This window comes from Gilliamella apicola, assembly GCF_003202915.1.
GTDB classification, from domain to species: domain Bacteria; phylum Pseudomonadota; class Gammaproteobacteria; order Enterobacterales; family Orbaceae; genus Gilliamella; species Gilliamella apicola_Q.
Genome location: NZ_QGLP01000004.1, coordinates 251,754 through 271,320, shown reverse-complemented (window position 1 = coordinate 271,320; position 19,567 = coordinate 251,754). Strand labels below are relative to the sequence as shown.

Sequence of the window (19,567 nt, the reverse complement as noted above, 5' to 3'; positions counted from 1 at the left end):
AAACAGCTATCCAATATCAAAGCTGTTTTCGTTGATTTGAAGGTGGTATCGACAATGCCTCACGATATTTTGCTACCGTTCGCCGAGCAATAATGATACCTTGATTTTCAAGGATTGAAACTAATTTGCTATCACTCAAAGGCTTTTTAGCATCTTCCTCTGAAATATATTTTTTAATTAATGCCCGAATGGCTGTGGACGAGGCTTCTCCACCAGATTCAGTATTAACATGGCTTGAGAAAAAAAATTTTAACTCGAAGATGCCAGTTGGGCATTGTAAATACTTCTGTGTTGTCACTCGCGAGATAGTCGACTCATGCATATCAATCGCCTCGGCAACATCAGACAAAATCATTGGTTTCATATATTCAGCACCATTTTCAAAAAAAGCTTGTTGGTGCTCAACAATAAATTGACTAACTTTTAATAAAGTCTCATTACGATTTTCGACGCTTTTAATAAACCAATTGGCTTCTTGTAAATTTGAGCGAATATATTGGCTGTCACTTTCATTACTTATCTTTTCCATCGCTGCATATTGTTGATTGATGCGTAGCGTTGGAACTGTATCACTGTTCAATTCCGCTATCCATTTACCGGCAATTTTTTTAACCACAACGTCTGGAATAACATAATCCGGTGGCATAGTATTAACTGAGTCACCAGGATAAGGTTGTAAATGCTGAATAAAATCAATCGCCTCTTTTAACTGCTCATCAGAAGCATTTAACCGTTTTTTAAGAGTTCTATAATCGTGGCTTGCTAATAAATCTAGATAGTTATCGATGATCTCTTTGACTAACGCTGGTGGCGTTAAGTGTTGAATTTGAATAGTCAAACATTCTTGTAAAGTTCTTGCTCCAACTCCAATTGGATCAAAATGCCAAATTCGCTTTAATACAGCTTCAACTTCGTCGAGCTCAATTTCATTATTACCTTGTTCATCTAAAATTTCTTCACTAGAAACGGTTAGGTAACCTCTATCATCAATTGCTTCAATAATCGATAACGCAATTGCACGATCAATATCACTAAAAGGCGTTAAATCCAATTGCCAATTTAAATAGTCATGTAAGGTTTCGTGTGTTTCACCTTGATAGATGGGTAATTCATCAGTACGATAATCTGAATAGGTTCCTGATGGTGTACCTGCAGTGTAAATATCATCTAAAGATGCATCTAAAGGGATATCTTCAGGAATTTCTTGACTATCTAATGCTTCACGCGTATCAATATTTTCGCCAAGATCTTGCTGCTCAACATTAATTTCATCATATTGATCAGCAATTTCCAATAGTGGATTATTTTCAAGTGCAGTTTGAATTTCTTGTCTTAACTCTAGAGTCGACAATTGCAACATACGAATTGCGAGTTGCAATTGTGGCGTCATTGACAACTGTTGAGAAATCTTCAGTTGTAAGCCTTGTTTTATCATAATCTATAATCTGAATTCATGTCCTAAGTAAACGCGTTTAACATATTCATTATTTAAAATACTATCAGGTGTACCTTCAGCAATTAAATGTCCTTTATTTACTATATAGGCGCGTTCACAAACATCAAGCGTTTCACGGACATTATGATCGGTAATTAGTACGCCTAATCCACGATCGCGTAGATGTTTAATGATATTTTTGATATCAATAACTGAGATCGGATCGACCCCAGCAAAAGGTTCATCGAGTAAAATAAATTTTGGATTAGCAGCCAAGGCTCTAGCAATTTCAACTCTTCGTCTTTCACCACCTGATAAAGATTGACCAATATTGTTTCGTATATGCGTAATATGGAATTCTTCTAGTAGCTCTTCTGCTCGATTTAATTTTTCATTTTTATCAATATCTTTACGCGTCTCCAATATAGCCAAAATATTATCGATAACCGATAATTTTCTAAATATCGAGGCTTCTTGTGGTAAATAACCAATACCTTTTTGAGCGCGCTCATGTAGTGGTAAGATACTAATATCATGATCATCAAGATAGATTTTTCCGGCATTTAAAGTGACTATGCCAACTACCATATAAAAAGTCGTGGTTTTACCCGCACCATTAGGACCAAGCAAGCCAACTATTTCACCAGAATTGACTGTTAAACTTACATCTTCAACAACACGCCGCTTTTTATAAACTTTAGCGAGGTTTTCGGCTTTTAAAATTGACATATTATTTGTTCATCTCTTTAACTTGATTTGGGATAATAGTAGTTTTTACCCGTTCATTTCTACCTGGTTGTGCAAATATTCGTTGTCTTTTTAAATCATAAGTAATAAGCGAACTTTTAATGCGATTATCATCCTGAACTAGTTCCGCATCCCCTTGCAATATGATGTTGCTATCCTTCACATCATAGATAACCTGCGTTGAATGCCCTGTCACAATTTTGTTATTTTGAGGCATAATCTGTTTATATTTTACAGGGTTACCATATCCGGTAATTTTTTGTTTTGTTGAATCTTGCATATCGGTCATAACAACTTTATCAGCCCATATTGTTAAACCTTCTTGAACAATCTGAACATTACCACTGAAGGTGATAATATTTTTTTCAATATCAATTTGCTGATTGTCAGCATCAATCATAATAGGCTTGTCACTAGCAAACATCTTCTGGTCTTTTGGTGAGGAAGAAGATTCCAAAGTGACTTCATCTGCAAAACAAGCAAATGATAAACAGAATAAAAAATACAATAGATAAATTGCTTGTTTTTTTAATTTCATTTTTTTATTGCGCCTCAGTATTATAAAAGGTTTTTATATTCTCAAGTATATTTGCCGTTTTTTCTCTTAAATCACCGATTAAACCGATGCCCGTCGAAAAAAAGCCTATTCCTTTAATTTTTACTGGATCATCAGACGTTACCAGTTGTGTTTTTAAATCAACTACAGCATTATCGGTTAACACTTGTTGTAATTGCGATTCCGGGGTTAAATTTGTTAACACGACATCTTGATAAAGGTGGATTAATTTATCATTAGTCAACGTCGCGCGTTTTGCTTTAATATGCCAAGTAGCCGCATGATCCTGATCGTAAAGTGTCACATTAGGTAAATCAAAATCAGTATTTTCCGTATTATCAAAATGTCTTACTTTGTTTGATTCAATCTTATATACCATATAGCCTGATAAATCATAAACATTGGTTATCATATCATCACTTTGATAAATAGGTGTATTAGGCGAATTTGTGTTTGATGACGCAATAGAAGCGCTATCGTCTATTTGGTAACGGTAATAAATACCAATTATCAAAATAAGCAGAATGATACAGATTAAATTTTTTTTATTCATAGTTTACGTTAATTACGTGAATAAGATTAATCATTAATAACATGGACCTTTATTACTAATTACCCCAAGATTATCTTATTTTACTTTATTTTTTAATAAATTAATATCTGACATTAAAAGAAGTTAAGTAACGATAAAATAATAATTGAAAACATTAATAATTTACTAATAAATTTTCATTTTTTATATAAAATTGATAACATTTATTGATAATATATATAACATTTTACGGATCAAAGCATTCTTTGTTTTTAAGATATAGATTTAATCAAAATCATCTGATCAGATTAATGATAAAAAGATATGTAATAGGGCCCCTAAATGTTATTAAGTTCTAGAAAAATTATTATCTCAATAATTATTTTATTAATATTATTAGGTTATGGTTTTTGTCATTTTGTTTATGCTGATTTAGATGTTGATGAAAGTAAAATTGGCATGGTTGTTGATGAGTTTAATGGCGTTAAAGTTTATTATAATGGTTCAATAAATAATGTAAGTGGTAGGAATGTATCAAAAGATGGTTATAATTTAGGACTAAAGTATCAATGTGTTGAATTTATTAAACGTTATTACTATGAACGTTTTAATCATAAAATGCCTGACAGTTATGGTCATGCCAAAGATTTTTTTGATGATTCAATACCAGATGGAAGTCTTAATCCTAAACGAAATTTACTTCAGTTTCATAATGGATCCCCCACCAAACCTCAAGTTGACGATATTATTATTTTTGATTGGTCTAAATATGGTCATGTAGCCATCATCAGTAAAGTTACTGACAATGAAATTGAGATCGTCCAACAAAATCCTGGTCCAACAGCCAGAAGTCGCACGACCTTTCCATTAATATTTAGGGATGGAGGATGGAAAATCGATTCTTTTCGTGTGTTAGGTTATTTGCGTAAACGTTAAACTATCATTTAACTATTATTATAGATATTAACCTGCCAGTTCAATTCTACTTTGAATAGCATCATTTCATAATGATAATTTTTCTGAAATTAATTTGAATTTTAGATCAATATCCAATATTGAAAGATGTTAAATTAGTATCAATGACGACTTGATTAACGCGAATATCAGTTATAGTTGCTGATCGGGGCCCTCCCTCTTCTAACCAGTGCAACATTTTCTCTAACGCAATATCTTCACCTTGAACAATAATTTCAACATCACCATTAGACAAATTTTTTACCGTACCAACTAAACCTAATTTATTTGCCTGCTGATAGGTAAAAAAACGAAAACCTACACCTTGAACGCGGCCTGATACTTGGATATTAACTTGTTTTATCATACTAAATAGTCTCAATCGATAAACTATACTTGATTTAAAAAATAAAATTGTTAATTATTCTGTTTTATCACTTGATTGCCAATTAATCAACAAACCACTCATTATGTTGCTGAGAGACTAGTTTTATCGTCTTTAAAATTGTTGATAAATGCTCATGAAGTGCTATAGCAGCCATTTCAGGATCATGTTTTCTTAGTGCAATAACAATTTTTTCATGTTGTTTAACCAAGTTTTCGGGGGGAGAAATATCTTCCAACGTTAGATATCTCACCCTATCCATCATTGCTTTAATATTTTCGACGGTTTCCCACGCCATCGGACAATCAACAATATTCATTAAAATTTGGTGGAATTCATCATCTTTTTCTAGAAAATAACGAATATCTTTGCGTTTATTAGCATCAATCTGCTCTTTTAGATTTTTTTCGAGCAATAACAGATCTGCATCACTAATTTCTTGTGCGGCGCGTTTGATAATTGCACATTCAACTGCTTCACGAATAAACTGACCATCAATCACTTTTTTAATCGATATTTTGGTTACAAATGTCCCTCGTTGCGGAAGAATTTTAACCAATCCGGCTTCAGCTAATTTAATGAAGGCTTCACGAACAGGTTGGCGAGATACATTAAATTGCGTAGAAATATCTTTTTCAGAAAGTAAAATGCCAGGCAAAACCTGACAAGTAATAATCGCTCTTCTTAATGTACGATAAACTTGTTGATTAACGGGCTCTGAAATATTTAATTCGATAAGTTTAAACATATACTATTCTTGTATAATCAATTGTATTGATGTGAATAGTAGGTGATTTTTAAATATAAGAAAAGTGTTTTTAAAAAATAGTCTATATATCTAATAACGTCAATAGAGCGTATAAAAAGGTGTAATTGCTAAATAGCGCTATTACACCTTGGTTATTAACTCTAGTAAATTATATTGATAGTTCTAAAAAAGTTGAGTTAATTTTTCAACTGTCTTTTTAGCACCGACATCTCGTAAAGAGATATACGCTGTCGTAACTTTTTCAACGAAAAGCGGATTATTTACTAAATCATTACCAAATACATGAGTTAGAGATAATAGTGCTTTTACTCTATTTTCGTCATCGGCACTATTAGCTACCAGCTCTTTTATTTTGCTAATTGATGGATCGCTTACATCAATTGAATTACCGGCGTCATCTACGCCACTTACATAACGCATCCAAGCCGCAACCCCTAAAGCAAGACAATCAAATGAGCTATTGTCAGCTAAGTGATAACGAATAGAATCAAGCATACGTTGTGGCAATTTTAAAGTACCATCCATGGCGATTTGCCATGTACGATGTTTTAAACCTGTGTTTCGATAACGATCGAGTAATGAATCAGCATAAGCAGACAAATCAACATCTTTTACTCGTAAGGTCGTTGCTTGTTCATTTAGCATTAAATGTCTTGCTGCTTTAACATAATTAGGATCCTGCATACACTCATCAATATGCAAATAGCCAGCTAAATAACCTAAATAAGCAAAAAATGAATGGCTACCATTTAACATGCGTAATTTCATCTCTTCATAAGGCAAAACATCACCAACGAGTTCTGCTCCAGCTTTCTGCCATTGAGGACGACCAGCCACAAAATTGTCTTCAATCACCCATTGTCTAAATGGTTCACCTGCAATACCTGCTGGGTCATCAATTCCACCAAGTTGTTTTTTTATTTTAACCATCGTTTCAGGCGTTGCCGCAGGTACAATTCGATCAACCATCGTTGATGGAAAAGTCACATTATCTTCAATCCATTGAGCTAGATTAGGATCTCGCTGTTTAGCCAGTGCTAAAACAACATTACGAGTAACATGGCCATTTTCAGGCATATTGTCACAAGACATAACCGTGAAAGGTTTTAATCCTTGCTCTTTACGTAAACGTAATGCCTCAACAATGACACCCGGAACGGATTTAGGCGCATGAGGATTGGCAATATCATGACTAATTAATGGATTATTAGTATCAATTGATGCCGTCGATGGCAGATAACAATAGCCTTTTTCGGTTACCGTTATTGACACAATCGCAATTTCTGGACGGGTCATCACATCTAAGACTTTTTGTATTCCATCAATATCTGCATGTAATGCTTCTTTTGCTACTCCTACAACACGAGTATTCCAGTTATCATAGGACATTTCACATACACTGAATAAACAATCTTGTTCTTTTAAGTCTTGAATTTGTGCTTCACCACCAATCAAGTTAACTTCACAATATCCCCAATCGCTATTATGCTCTACAGCCAATACATCCGCGTAGACCGCTTGATGAGCACGATGAAATGCCCCAAAACCAAGATGAACAATTTTGGTTTTAATTTTGCTTCTATCATAAGTTGGAACAACTACCTCTTTAGGTAGTTGTGATAAAGTTTGATTTGATAATCTCATTATTCGTTACCATAACATTATAAATTTTTTCGCCATAAATTTTCATATTTATGACCAGTAAGGTTTTCAACAACTTTCCGAGTTTCTTCTGAAACATCACTTTTTGAGCCATTATTTTTTAAACGTTCAATTTCTGCAACTAAAATTGTGTGAGTCTGCTTATTTAACTTGAAAGTTAATGCATAAAACAAGGCTATTAATAATAACCCAACTGTACCACCAACAAATAAAATACTAATAGTATTTATTGCTTCAGCACTTTGTTGAGTACTACCTTGCACAAATCCACCTTTTTGTAGAATTAACCCGACGATAAACGTGGCAATAGCAACAGTGGTTTTGCGACCAAATGTCATAACCGCCGCATATAAACCTTCTCGACGTTGTCTGGTTAGCATTTCATCAACATCAGGAATAAACGGAAAAACATTCCAAGGGGTAAATTCTAAAATACAACGACCGGCCTGGTAACAAATAGCCAAAATATATAACAACCAAATTTTGGATGAAGGATCGACTATATATACAGCGTAAAAACCAAGGATACAGATGATCATAGTTGTATAAGAGAATATATACAGTCTTCCCGGACCATATTTTACCATTGCAACACCAGCCAATAATGTTATTGGTAAACCTATAATACTTAAAGATAACAATCCACCAGCAAATGACGAAGAAACACATAAACAATAGACACAAAAGAATACAAATACCGTATTAAAAATATCTTTTGCAGTGAATGAAAACAAATAGATAGCTAAATGTTTACGGAAAGCTCTAATATTAAATGTAGATAAATAATCTTTAACTAGATGTTTAACAACAGTAACTTTTTCAGAAAAACTTTTTTGGGTTACACCTTGTTCTTGATATTTTATCATTTCTGGGGTCAGTTCTCTCTCCCACGTCACCTTATATGAAATAAATACGCAAACAGCAAAAATAACAGCAAAGAAAAGCCCATTAATGAAATAAGCGTAAGCATTATTTTCGCCAAAATAGTGAATTAAAATACCTGGTACTAAAGTGGCTAAGAAAGTCCCACTTGCAGATAAAAACATTCTACCTGTAGATAATTTGGTTCGATCATTATAATCTTTAGTCATTTCTGACGGTAATGTTTCCCAAGGAATCAACACAATAGCTGCAACGATTTCGAAGACTAAATATACCGTTAAATAAAACCAATAATTCATCCCTGTTACCCAAAGTAAAACATAAAGCAACATAAGAGGAGAACCAATCAGTAAGAAGAAACGTCTTCTTCCAAATTTTTGCCCTAATTTATATTTGTAAAAATTATCGGTAAAACTACCCATAAATAAACTAACAATTGCATCAACAATTCGTGCAATTGCCACAATCGATGCGGCCTCAATAGGTGTTAACCCTACAAAAGTGGTATAGAAAAAGAGTAACCATGCCCCGATGATGGTAAACGCACCTCCACCCATAATATCAGTTAAACCATAACCAATTGCAATAGGAAGCGTTACTTTCCTTTTTTTATTTATTTTCGTATCCATTCTTGATTCCTTAATTTAAATAATCAAAATCTTTTTAACCTATTGGTCAAATTCAAAATCATCCTTTAATTTTGTAGTTAAAAGTCAAAATAAGATTTAGCATTTTTATAGCAAATTCCTGTAATAAGCTTACCTAACAATTGGTAATCTTCTGGTATTTCTCCATCAGTAACCCATTGACCAATTAAATTACATAATATTCGACGGAAATATTCATGGCGGGTATAAGAGATAAAGCTTCTTGAGTCGGTTAACATTCCCACAAAATTCATTAATAAGCCATGATCAGCAAGAGTAGTAAGTTGTCTTAGCATGCCTCTTTTGGTATCACTAAACCACCATCCTGCACCATATTGCATATTAGATTTAACTAATCCTGATTTTTGGAAATTTGCGATTGTACAAGCAACCACATCATTAACACTAGGATCTAAATTATAGATAATTGTTTTAGGTAATGAATTTAATTCATTCATTTTATTGAATAATTTATTTAGATTAATTGCTAGATTTTGTTGATCACAGATGGAGTCGAAGCCAGTATTTATTCCTAACTGATTAAACATGATTTGGTTATTATTTCGAATAACGCCAAAATGAAGCTGCATAGCCCAATTTCTTTTACTATAAAAACCAGCTAATGCAATTAGAACAGCAGATTTATATCGATATTCCTCAGTTTCATCTAATGTAATATTATTCATTTTTTTTTCGAATAATATATTTTGTGTTTTAGGATCACTATCCTCAAACTGAATAGTCATTAAACCATGGTCAGATAGTCGACAACCTTTTTGATGAAAATATTCAACTCTATTTTCAATAGCTTTTAAAAAATCACTAAAATTATTTATCTTAACTGATGTTTGATTTTCAAGATTACTAACAAATTTAGTAAACTTTTCGCCAACAGAGTCTAAGGCTTCATCAGGTCTAAACGTTGGTAAAACTTTAGTTTTAAAGTCGTTTTGTTTAATTATTTCATCATGATATTGCAAACTATCAAGCGGTGAGTCAGTAGTACAGATTACATCAACATTTGATAAGTTAATTAATTTTTGTGCTGTATAATTTTTTTCTTGCAAAATATAGTTACATTTATCCCATATTTCTTCAGAGTTTTTACCATTCAAAGTATCTGTAATACCAAAATATTTAGCTAATTCAAGATGACTCCAATGAAATAACGGATTACCTATCGTATTTTCAACTGTTCCACTCCATGCTTTAAATTTTTCTAATGGTGAAGCATTACCTGTAATCAGTTTTTCATCCACGCCATCCGCTCTCATTGCTCGCCATTTGTAATGATCACCTGATAGCCATAATTCATACATCGAATCAAATTTTTTATTTTCAGCAATCTCGCGTGGATCTAAATGACAATGGTAATCAATAATAGGAAGATTTTCGGCAAATTCATGGTATAGCTTTTGAGCAACTTTACTATTTAAAAGAAAATCTTTATGAATAAAAGACATATATTATTTCCTTATTATGTGTTTTATCGATGTTGAACTTATATGCAATTAGTAATCCATCTATATGCTCAAACCCGATAATTTCTGTTTATGAAAAATATTGTCGCTACATTTAATCGAAGTTCGCGATCAACTTGACTTCGCGTCACAATATTTTCCATATAAACTCCGTCAAATTACCAATTCCACAAAGTGCCATCTTCTAAACGAGCAATTGGCAAATAAGCAGGATTGTATGGATATTTTGATGCCAGTTTTTCATCAAAATCGATACCTAAACCTGGTTTGTCACTTGGATGCATATAACCATCATTAAAGGTCCAATTAGGTGAGAAAACTTCTAACATCTGTTCGGAATAACCCATGAATTCTTGTACCCCAAAGTTAGGCACCCACATATCAAAATGCAGAGCAGCTGCATGACAAATTGGAGATAAATCAGATGGGCCATGAGAACCAGTTCTAACTTGATAAAGTGCCGCAAAATCAGCAATTCGACGCATGTGTGTGATGCCACCAGCATGAGTTATGGTGGTTCGGATATAATCAATGAGCTGTTCTTCAATTAGCTGTTTACAGTCCCAAATACTGTTAAATACTTCACCGACCGCAATTGGAGTGACTGTATGTTGACGAATTAAACGGAAGCACTCTTGATTTTCCGCTGGTGTTGGGTCTTCCATCCAAAATAGACGATAATCTTCGATACTTTTACCAAAACGCGCAGCTTCAATTGGAGTTAAACGATGGTGCATGTCATGCAATAGATGTTCATTAAAACCAAATTTATTTCTTACTGCTTCAAATAATTTTGGTGTGAAATCAAGGTATTTATCGGTTGCCCAAAATTGCTCTTCTGGATAATTACCTCGAGTAGCCGGTTCATAAGCTAAATTTTTACCTTTACTTTGACCATATGTGGTCTTCATTCCCGGTATTCCACACTGAACACGAATAGCTTTAAAACCCATTTCCTTATGTTTGGCGTAATCATCTAACGCTTCTTCAATATCTTTACCTGTCGTATGGCAATAGACCATGACACCAGTACGTGAAGCACCACCTAATAGCTGATAAAGTGGCATATTGGCTACTTTACCTTTGATATCCCATAACGCCATATCAATTGCAGATATTGCTGACATGGTCACTGGCCCACGACGCCAATAGGCTCCTTTATAAAAATATTGAAAGATATCTTCAATTTGACTAGCATCTCGACCGATTAGCTGTGGACAAAGATGATCTTTAAGATATGATGCGACAGATAACTCTCGTCCATTGAGTGTCGCATCACCAACTCCATATACACCTGAATCTGTAGTGATTTTTAATGTGACAAAGTTCCTTCCTGGACTACACACAAAAACTTCTGCTTTTACGATTTTCATTTGATACCTCTGAAAAATGATTAACAAACAAACTTTAATATGAACAATACTACCATACAAGTAGATTAGGTTATTTATGTGATATTGATCACATAAATGTTAAATTTATGAGAAATGAGAAATAAAAAACCCCCGCTCCTCAATTTTTTTAAAAATTTTTTAGATACGGGATTTTTAAAAGTTTAATTTAGTCGTAGAAAGTTTTTTGATTAGTAATTAATTACTTTATATAGCCTCGCTTTTTATAATAGAATCACCTGTCATTGGTTAAAACCTTCACATTTTTATATTTATTAAGCATTGGGTACAATTTTGATTCTTCTTATTGATAATTACGATTCTTTTACTTTTAATATCTATGACTACCTTTGCCGTGCTGGTGCCGATGTTATGGTCATCAAAAATGATGAAAAATCTATTGATGAACTAAAGCAATTATCATTCTCTAAAATGGTAATTTCTCCGGGCCCAGGCCGGCCAGAAAATGCTGGAATATCGTTGTCAGCGATTCAAACCTTTGCGAAGCATTGTCCAATACTAGGGATCTGTTTAGGCCATCAAGCGATTGCGCAATATTTTGGCTGCAAAATAGTTAAAGCACCTATACCAATGCATGGCAAAGTTGATGAAATTATTCATGATGAGCAAGGATTATTTGCTGGAATTAAAAATCCTTTTTCGGTTGTAAGATATCATTCGTTAATTGTAGAAAATTCAGCAAAGCAATCACCATTAATAGTCACCGCGACAAATAAGCAAGGATTAATTATGGGATTGCGTCATATGACACTTCCGATTGAATCAGTGCAATTCCATCCTGAAGCAATTAAAACAGAGTTTGGTTTAAAAATGATTAGCAATTTTGTTAGCGAGTAGTGAACATGAAAATTTATTTTGATTTTGAAGGGCAACATAAATATTTTTGTGATCCAATAAAAATTATAAAGTCATCTGATCATTGCTCAATAAAAAAAGATATTGAGGAGATAGAAGCATTCATACAACAAGGTTACTACGCTTGCGGTTACCTTGCTTATGAAAGCGCTATGGGCTTTAACGAGTCAAATAAAACCAAAATACTCCCAACGTCAAATCAGGATTTACCTCTGCTGTTATTTGGTATTTTTGAAGACTATACGACGATATCCAATAATGAACAATATATACCGCAATCTTTGAAGTTGTCTAGCGACACCAACATTGATGAATATCAACAAAAAATTAGTTATATTCGCGCCCAAATCGAATCTGGTAATACTTATCAAACCAACTTTACCATTCAATTCAATGCACCATTTAATGGCAATCCTAAAGATTATTATCATTTTCTACAAAAAAATAATCGAGCTAATTACTGTGCTTATATTGAATTTGAAAAATATCATATTTTATCTATCTCCCCAGAATTATTTTTTAAATTAGAAGATAGAACCATCTCGACTAAACCGATGAAAGGAACAGTGGCACGAGGCTTAAATAACAACCAAGATAAACAACAAATAAAGTCGTTAATGTCAGAGAAAAATCTGGCTGAAAATATGATGATTGTTGATTTACTTCGTAATGATTTGAGTAAAATTTCCGAACCTGGTTCGGTAACCGTTCCACACTTATTTACCGCAGAAAAATATCCAACTGTTTGGCAGCTCACCTCAACTATTCAAGGAAACCTAAAAGAAAATGTGAATTTATATCAGATATTTCAAGCGCTTTTTCCATGCGGTTCAATTACTGGTGCACCTAAATCAAGCACCATGCAAATTATTAGTAATATTGAAAACTCAGCGCGCGGCGTTTATTGTGGCACAATTGGTTATATTGAACCGTCTATGAAAAAGGCTGTTTTTAATATTCCAATACGTACTTTGACTATCCATAATCAACAGTTGAATTATGGCGTCGGGGGTGGCATTACATGGGATTCAACCGCCGATGATGAATATAATGAGATTTTAGCCAAAACTGCTATCTTAAATCGAACTTTGTCGACACCTAAATATATTATTGAAACGTTATTGCTTGAAGATGGCAAATTGGTCTTATTGGATATGCATTTAGACAGGTTATTGGCTTCAGCAACCTATTTTGATTTTGCATGTAATGTTCAAACCATCAAACAGAAGTTGACCGATTTGGCAAAAACTTATTTTTCAGGAAAATATAAAATTAGATTGCTACAACCTAAAAATGGACAACCGGCAATAAGTATCGATTTACTTACCAATCCAATAGTAATTGATAAACTTGCTTGGGCAGAAAAATGTGTCGATAAGGAAAATGTTTTTCTCTATCATAAAACAACTAATCGCCAACATTTTCCTCAATTAGCCGCAGGTCAAGAATATATCAATTATAATCAATATGATGAAATTACCGAGTTTGTAAATGGTAATATTGCATTACTCATTAATGATAAGTGGCTAACACCAGCGATTACCTCTGGATTGCTTGCTGGTACGATGCGACAGAATTATTTGAATAATCACCAACTCATTGAGAAAAAGATTATCAAAAAAGATATTTTACAAGCCGATAAAATAGCGTTTATTAATAGTGTACGAGGTTGGGTTGAGATTGAAAATCAGCTATTAAATAAATTAAAACAACAGTTATTGTGATCTGCAATTGAGCACCAAGAACATTCCGTCACTCTTCTGACGGAATGTCTAATAATAATTAATGTTTAATTGAATTTGCAAAGTCTTGCTCTTCATCTTGCCAGCCTTGGGACAAGGCTTTTACCAGAGCATTATAACCATTTGTTGTAAGCGGAATTTGCCGTTTAATAACTTTAGTAACAATTTTACCGCTCTTATCTGTCATAACCCAACGGCCGGTTATTATCGCATCACCATTATAATTACCATGGAAGCCATCAATAAAAAGTTTAACCGTTAATGATGGAGTGGTAATTGAATTTGTCGATACCAAATAATTAGGCATAATTTGCGTTAAGTCTTGTGATAATCGATCGGCAAGTTGTTGAGATAATGCCGATACCCATAGATGATTAGTTGCCGTGGTATATTTTATATCATCTGTTTGCAAAACAATTCCTGATTTATTTAAAAAATCGGCCACTTCAATAGACTCAATCCAGATAAAATAATGAGTAGATTGAGTCATCGCTGAACCATGGTTAGCCAAATTACTGGTCAATTGAAAAAAGCTTTTATTCGGAACATCAGATGAACAACCAATTATTGCACTTAATAATGTCATCAATAGCATAATTTGTAGGCTTTGAATTAATTTAAACATTATTTATTACCTCTGGCTTTTGGTTCTTGATCTTTTTTATTTGGAGCTGAAAAAATCAATGCATTACTCTTATTATTTAGTGTATTAAGTAAAGGGGTCAATTCATCCATCATTTGTTGAATTTTTTGTAAGCTTTCATTCATTTGAGTATTCAGTTGTGAACCCGGTTGTAATCCTTTCATAGTCTCGTTTAAAGAACGAATAGCTTTCTGTAAATCTTTAGGCATATTTTGCATCTCTTTACTTGCCATAATTTGATTTAAAGATTGCATTAATCGTTCACTTGATTCTAATGATTTATTAAATTGGGTTATAGTACTATTCAACGGCAGATTATTAAAATTATCTAATAACTGCAGGATTTTTGTTTGTATCTGTGCAAATCCTGTTGATGTAGTTTCAATAGTATCGTATCCATATTGTTTAGCGAATTTAGTGTTATATTTATCTTTTAACTCTGGATAAAAATCTAAATCTATATAGAGCGCACCGGTAAATATATTTGAAGTTTTTAATGATGCTCTTAGGCCATTTTTTTGTTCATCCTTAATCAAAGCGACAATATCAATCTTATCCTCTACTAATTCAGATAAACGATCTGGCTCGATCCTAATTAATACCGGTACTCTTTGATTGAGAATTGATATATCTTTCAACATTTCCGATGTATAGAACGGCACCGAACTCACTGTACCAAGTCTTATACCGTGATACTCTACTGGCGACCCTTCGGTTAAACCTGAGATTGACTCATTAAGCATAATAATAAATTCTTTATACTCGGTATATTGAGAATCTTGAATCGATTTTCTATCTTCATATAATTTATACACATCATGTTGCTTAGCGGGTTGTCCTAATTTTGCCCCATCAGGTAAATCAAAACTAATACCGCCTGACATTAGAACATCTAAAGAGGGCACATCTAAACTGGCACCTCGAGAAGATAACGTTAAATTAATCCCCCCCTCTTTCCAAAACCGTACGTTTTCGGTAACTAATGCATCATAAGGTTTGGTGATAAAAACTTGATACTTCATTTTACGAGCATCAACATCAAATTGCGATGTTTCAACGTTACCTACATGATAACCACGAAACATCACTTTAGCGCCTCGAGGAACAACACCACTTTGATCACTTTCTAAATTTAAACGAATTCCTTTGATACTGGGATCAGATAACGGAGGAGTATCAGATAGAATAAATGGATTGTTTTTAAAACTATGGGTATCATTGCCTGAGGCCAATTCAATATATACCCCAGATAAAATGGTACCAAGCCCTGTCACTCCATCACGGCCTATTTCGGGTTTAACCACCCAAAATATTGAATCATTTTTTAATAATGGTTCCATATCATTATAGATACGACCTTTTATGACAACTTTTTGGTAATCATCAGATAATGTCACTTCATCAACAATACCGACATCTACGCTACGATTTTTTATTACTGTTTTACCTGCAATAATACCATTTGCATCATTGGCAATTAAAGTAAAGGTGGTGCCTCGATCAGCAAAATGGGCATAGATTATCCATAAGCCAACAATAGCAGTAACTATAGGAATAATCCATATTGCAGAGATTGCTCTGATTTTAATTATTTTTGCTATTTTACTTGAGGTTGCCATAATATTCCTATATTTCATTTTCGAGTTGGCGTTCGATCCCAAAGCAATCGTGGATCAAATTTTTGGGATGCAATCATCGTAATGATAACAACAGTGGCGAAAAAACATACGCCTATATCTGGGTAAACTCCCATCATTTGCTGATTTCTCACTAAAGAACAAACTACAGAAACCACAAAGATATCTATCATTGACCATTTACCAATAAATTCTACCGCATTATATAATTTCTTCATTTTTAAGCAATTATGTTTATTTTTATCTTTTACAGCTAATGCAAAATAACATAACCAGCTAAGTGAAATTATTTTTAAAATTGGAATAACTACACTTGCTGCAAAAATAACTAACGCTACTGGTATATCACCTGCTTGCCACATATAAATAACGCCATCCATAATAGTCGAAGTTGACGCTGAGCCAAATACCACTGTTATCATAATTCCAAATAAATTAGCAGGAATATAAATAATTAATGACGTCACTAAAAGTGCAATGGTCCATTGTATTTTATCCCGCTCTCTTACTTGGCTTTTTTGTTTACACCTTGGGCATTTAGCATACTCAATAGGAACAATTGCATGGCAACAATGACATAATTTTATATTTTGACAAATCCCCGTTTTAGCAACTTCTAATGGTTTTAATGCAAAATTATTTCGATGAATTTCATTCCAAATTTTGCCAGGTGTAAATATAACTAAGGCTTTAATATAGAAGAATACGAATAAACAAAATGCCCAAAATGTGCTAGTCACACCAATATTGCCATAACTCATTAGTTTTACAAAACTAACTAATATACCGGTTAAAAATATTTCAGGCATACACCAATGTTGAAATTTTTCATAAACTATCAGTAAATCTCTTTTTCGATATTTAGTTAACTTAATCTTTGAACAGAGTAAAGCAATAATAGACAAATTGAGCAATGGAAATATTAGTACAAATAAAATAAATAGCGCCGAAATATAACTATAATTATCAAAAAAAAGGATTTTGGGGATGTCTAACACACTTACCCCATTGATATTACCCACTAAATTGATATCAATAAAAACCACACCACAAGCCACAATCAACATAATTATCGAGCAATACGCATACATTGCTGCTCTAAACTTCATATTGATATTGTTTTTAAATAATGTCGTATTACAGCGAGGACAAACAGCTTTGTGGCCGATTGCCACATCAGCTAATTCGATGACCAAATCACAATGAGAACATAGTACATAATCTTGTTTATCGGTGATCATTATATTCCTTCATTTGATTATATTCTAAGCGGTAAAGATATTTATGATTAAATAATATTTTGATATCAAAAACTGTCAATGATGGTAAAGTTATATTGTGAGGCAATTAATTTGATACACCAATAATGACTATAATTTCCTTGATGTTCATCATATCAAATGGTCTTTTTTTATGAAAGTATTACCTCATTAAATTAGCTTAATTTGATTATTCTCACTTTTTAAAACAGTTCTTTTTTAATCCTCATTTAAAATCTGGATAATGAGGGATTAATGAAAAGAATTAATAAATTTTGTGAACAATTTCACAGAATTAACAAATTTATAAATGTTTATAAAAAAAACTTGATACTGTATAACAATACAGTATAATATCATCCAATATCCTTACTTATTGGAATTTTATTATATGAATGAAAACAAACAACGAGCACTTTCTGCAGCATTAAGCCAAATCGAAAAACAATTTGGTAAAGGTTCAATCATGCGTTTAGGGGATACTCAAACGTTAGACGTTGACGCCGTTTCAACAGGTTCTTTAGGGTTAGACATTGCTTTAGGTATCGGTGGCTTACCAATGGGTAGAATCGTTGAAATCTTTGGACCAGAGTCATCAGGTAAAACAACATTAACATTATCAGTTATTGCGCAAGCACAAAAAGAAGGTAAAACCTGCGCATTTATCGATGCCGAACATGCTTTAGATCCAATCTATGCAGCCAAATTAGGCGTACAAGTCGATGATTTATTAGTTTCTCAACCCGATACTGGTGAACAAGCACTCGAAATTTGTGATGCATTAGTTCGTTCTGGAGCTGTTGATGTGATTATTGTCGACTCGGTTGCAGCACTAACACCAAAAGCAGAAATTGAAGGAGAAATGGGCGATTCTCATATGGGATTACAAGCACGTTTAATGTCCCAAGCATTACGTAAATTAACCGCCAATATCAAAAATGCAAATTGCCTTGTTGTTTTCATCAACCAAATTCGTATGAAAATAGGTGTAATGTTTGGTAATCCAGAAACAACTACTGGTGGTAACGCCTTGAAATTCTATGCTTCTGTTCGTTTAGATATTCGTCGTATTGGTGCAGTAAAAGAAGGTGAAGACGTTATTGGTAGTGATACTAGAGTAAAAGTAGTCAAAAACAAAGTAGCCGCGCCATTTAGACAAGCAGAATTCCAAATTCTTTACGGATGCGGTATCTCTAAAGAAAGCGAACTGATCGATTTAGGTGTGAAACATAAATTAGTGGATAAAGCTGGAGCATGGTACAGCTACAATGGCGAAAAAGTAGGTCAAGGTAAAGCGAATTCAATTAAGTTTTTACAAGAACATCCGGAAATCGCCAAAGAGCTTGAAACTAAATTACGCGATTTATTATTAAATAGTCCTGCGGTTTTCTCTGCTGATGATGAAGATATTTCAACAGAAGATGAAAGTTTTGAGTAATGGAAAAAAAACTAAATAAATTAATCTTAAATAAAGCTGTGCAATTACTTGCACAGCGTGATCACTCATCATGTGAGCTTACCAGAAAACTAACTTTGTTTTTCAGCAAAAAAATAAACTGTTCAGAAGATGATTTTCCAGAACAATTAAGCCAATTAAAAACAGAAATAGCAGATGTCATTGCCTATTGTACTAATCAACGTTGGATGGATGATAAACAATATATTGAAAAATATATTGTTATGCGTGCTAATAAAGGTTATGGGAAATATAAGATTAATTTAGAATTAAAACAACGAGGATTATCATCTGATCTTAGTCGAGAACTATTACAAATAGCGGATATCAATTGGTCAGAAATTGCGCATCAACAATTGTTAAAAAAATTTAAATTTATCGACCCTAATGATAATCAACAAAAACAAAAAGCTATACAATTTTTGATTGCTAAAGGATTTACACAATTTGACATAAAAACTGTATATAGTTTGTTGACTTAAACTACTATAGTCCCTACAATATTAATTAAAA

Annotated in this window: 18 protein-coding genes; 5 read left to right on the top strand and 13 right to left on the bottom strand. The window is 33.2% G+C overall.

Annotated features, from left to right (window positions below; translation table 11 throughout):
- Positions 1 to 16: 16 nt before the first annotated feature.
- The 4 genes from DKK79_RS02775 to lptC are packed head-to-tail and all read right to left on the bottom strand — an operon-like array spanning position 17 to position 3,291.
- Complete coding sequence (locus DKK79_RS02775; protein WP_110423296.1) at positions 17 to 1,432, bottom strand: RNA polymerase factor sigma-54; 1,416 nt, start codon at positions 1,430 to 1,432, stop codon at positions 17 to 19.
- A 6-nt stretch (positions 1,433 to 1,438) separates the two neighbouring features.
- The gene (gene lptB, locus DKK79_RS02770) at positions 1,439 to 2,164 is read right to left on the bottom strand and encodes an LPS export ABC transporter ATP-binding protein (protein WP_034884243.1); all 726 of its coding nucleotides are present in this window, start codon (positions 2,162 to 2,164) and stop codon (positions 1,439 to 1,441) included.
- A gap of 1 nt (position 2,165) precedes the next feature.
- Complete coding sequence (gene lptA, locus DKK79_RS02765) at positions 2,166 to 2,720, bottom strand: lipopolysaccharide transport periplasmic protein LptA (protein ID WP_110422742.1); 555 nt, start codon at positions 2,718 to 2,720, stop codon at positions 2,166 to 2,168.
- Between the two features lie 4 nt (positions 2,721 to 2,724).
- Entirely contained in the window at positions 2,725 to 3,291 is a 567-nt protein-coding gene (gene lptC, locus DKK79_RS02760) for an LPS export ABC transporter periplasmic protein LptC (protein ID WP_110422741.1), read from the bottom strand.
- Between the two features lie 321 nt (positions 3,292 to 3,612).
- Between lptC and DKK79_RS02755 the strand changes: the two genes are divergently transcribed.
- On the top strand, positions 3,613 to 4,206 hold the full coding sequence (locus tag DKK79_RS02755; protein ID WP_110422740.1) for a CHAP domain-containing protein: 594 nt from the start codon (positions 3,613 to 3,615) through the stop codon (positions 4,204 to 4,206).
- A 106-nt stretch (positions 4,207 to 4,312) separates the two neighbouring features.
- Here DKK79_RS02755 and yccX read toward each other — a convergent pair whose 3' ends face one another.
- From yccX to manD, 6 genes are all read right to left on the bottom strand, one after another.
- Entirely contained in the window at positions 4,313 to 4,591 is a 279-nt protein-coding gene (gene yccX, locus DKK79_RS02750; protein ID WP_034884239.1) for an acylphosphatase, read from the bottom strand.
- An 82-nt stretch (positions 4,592 to 4,673) separates the two neighbouring features.
- Entirely contained in the window at positions 4,674 to 5,357 is a 684-nt protein-coding gene (locus tag DKK79_RS02745; RefSeq protein WP_034884238.1) for a GntR family transcriptional regulator, read from the bottom strand.
- A 183-nt stretch (positions 5,358 to 5,540) separates the two neighbouring features.
- Positions 5,541 to 7,022, bottom strand: coding sequence for a mannitol dehydrogenase family protein (locus DKK79_RS02740; RefSeq protein ID WP_110422739.1), 1,482 nt, complete (start codon positions 7,020 to 7,022; stop codon positions 5,541 to 5,543).
- Between the two features lie 17 nt (positions 7,023 to 7,039).
- On the bottom strand, positions 7,040 to 8,551 hold the full coding sequence (locus DKK79_RS02735; protein WP_110422738.1) for an MFS transporter: 1,512 nt from the start codon (positions 8,549 to 8,551) through the stop codon (positions 7,040 to 7,042).
- 77 nt (positions 8,552 to 8,628) lie between these two features.
- Positions 8,629 to 10,032, bottom strand: coding sequence for a glucuronate isomerase (gene uxaC / locus DKK79_RS02730; protein WP_110422737.1), 1,404 nt, complete (start codon positions 10,030 to 10,032; stop codon positions 8,629 to 8,631).
- 176 nt (positions 10,033 to 10,208) lie between these two features.
- Complete coding sequence (gene manD, locus DKK79_RS02725; protein ID WP_110422736.1) at positions 10,209 to 11,423, bottom strand: D-mannonate dehydratase ManD; 1,215 nt, start codon at positions 11,421 to 11,423, stop codon at positions 10,209 to 10,211.
- A 312-nt stretch (positions 11,424 to 11,735) separates the two neighbouring features.
- Here manD and DKK79_RS02720 point away from each other — a divergent pair, with 312 nt between their 5' ends.
- Positions 11,736 to 12,299 (top strand): anthranilate synthase component II, encoded by a 564-nt coding sequence (locus DKK79_RS02720; protein WP_110422735.1) that lies wholly within the window; start codon positions 11,736 to 11,738, stop codon positions 12,297 to 12,299.
- A 5-nt stretch (positions 12,300 to 12,304) separates the two neighbouring features.
- On the top strand, positions 12,305 to 14,041 hold the full coding sequence (pabB, locus tag DKK79_RS02715) for an aminodeoxychorismate synthase component I (protein WP_110422734.1): 1,737 nt from the start codon (positions 12,305 to 12,307) through the stop codon (positions 14,039 to 14,041).
- Positions 14,042 to 14,099: 58 nt separating this feature from the next.
- On the opposite strand, the gene DKK79_RS02710 is transcribed toward pabB, so the two are convergent.
- From DKK79_RS02710 to DKK79_RS02700, 3 genes are read right to left on the bottom strand one after another with little or no spacing between them, the layout of a single operon-like run.
- On the bottom strand, positions 14,100 to 14,684 hold the full coding sequence (locus tag DKK79_RS02710; RefSeq protein WP_110422733.1) for a PqiC family protein: 585 nt from the start codon (positions 14,682 to 14,684) through the stop codon (positions 14,100 to 14,102).
- The gene (gene pqiB, locus DKK79_RS02705) at positions 14,684 to 16,321 is read right to left on the bottom strand and encodes an intermembrane transport protein PqiB (protein ID WP_110422732.1); all 1,638 of its coding nucleotides are present in this window, start codon (positions 16,319 to 16,321) and stop codon (positions 14,684 to 14,686) included. The genes DKK79_RS02710 and pqiB overlap by 1 nt, the downstream gene beginning before the upstream one ends.
- Positions 16,322 to 16,335: 14 nt before the next feature.
- A complete protein-coding gene (locus tag DKK79_RS02700) occupies positions 16,336 to 17,580 on the bottom strand; it encodes a PqiA/YebS family transporter subunit (RefSeq protein WP_110422731.1) in 1,245 nt (414 codons plus the stop codon).
- A gap of 409 nt (positions 17,581 to 17,989) precedes the next feature.
- Here DKK79_RS02700 and recA point away from each other — a divergent pair, with 409 nt between their 5' ends.
- Together recA and DKK79_RS02690 are read left to right on the top strand one after the other, a co-directional pair.
- Entirely contained in the window at positions 17,990 to 19,036 is a 1,047-nt protein-coding gene (recA, locus tag DKK79_RS02695) for a recombinase RecA (protein WP_110422730.1), read from the top strand.
- Positions 19,036 to 19,536 carry a regulatory protein RecX gene (locus DKK79_RS02690; RefSeq protein WP_110422729.1) on the top strand — a complete coding sequence of 167 codons (501 nt, stop codon included), beginning with the start codon at positions 19,036 to 19,038 and terminating at the stop codon, positions 19,534 to 19,536. Before recA ends, DKK79_RS02690 begins: the two co-directional genes overlap by 1 nt.
- The last annotated feature ends 31 nt before the right edge of the window (positions 19,537 to 19,567 follow it).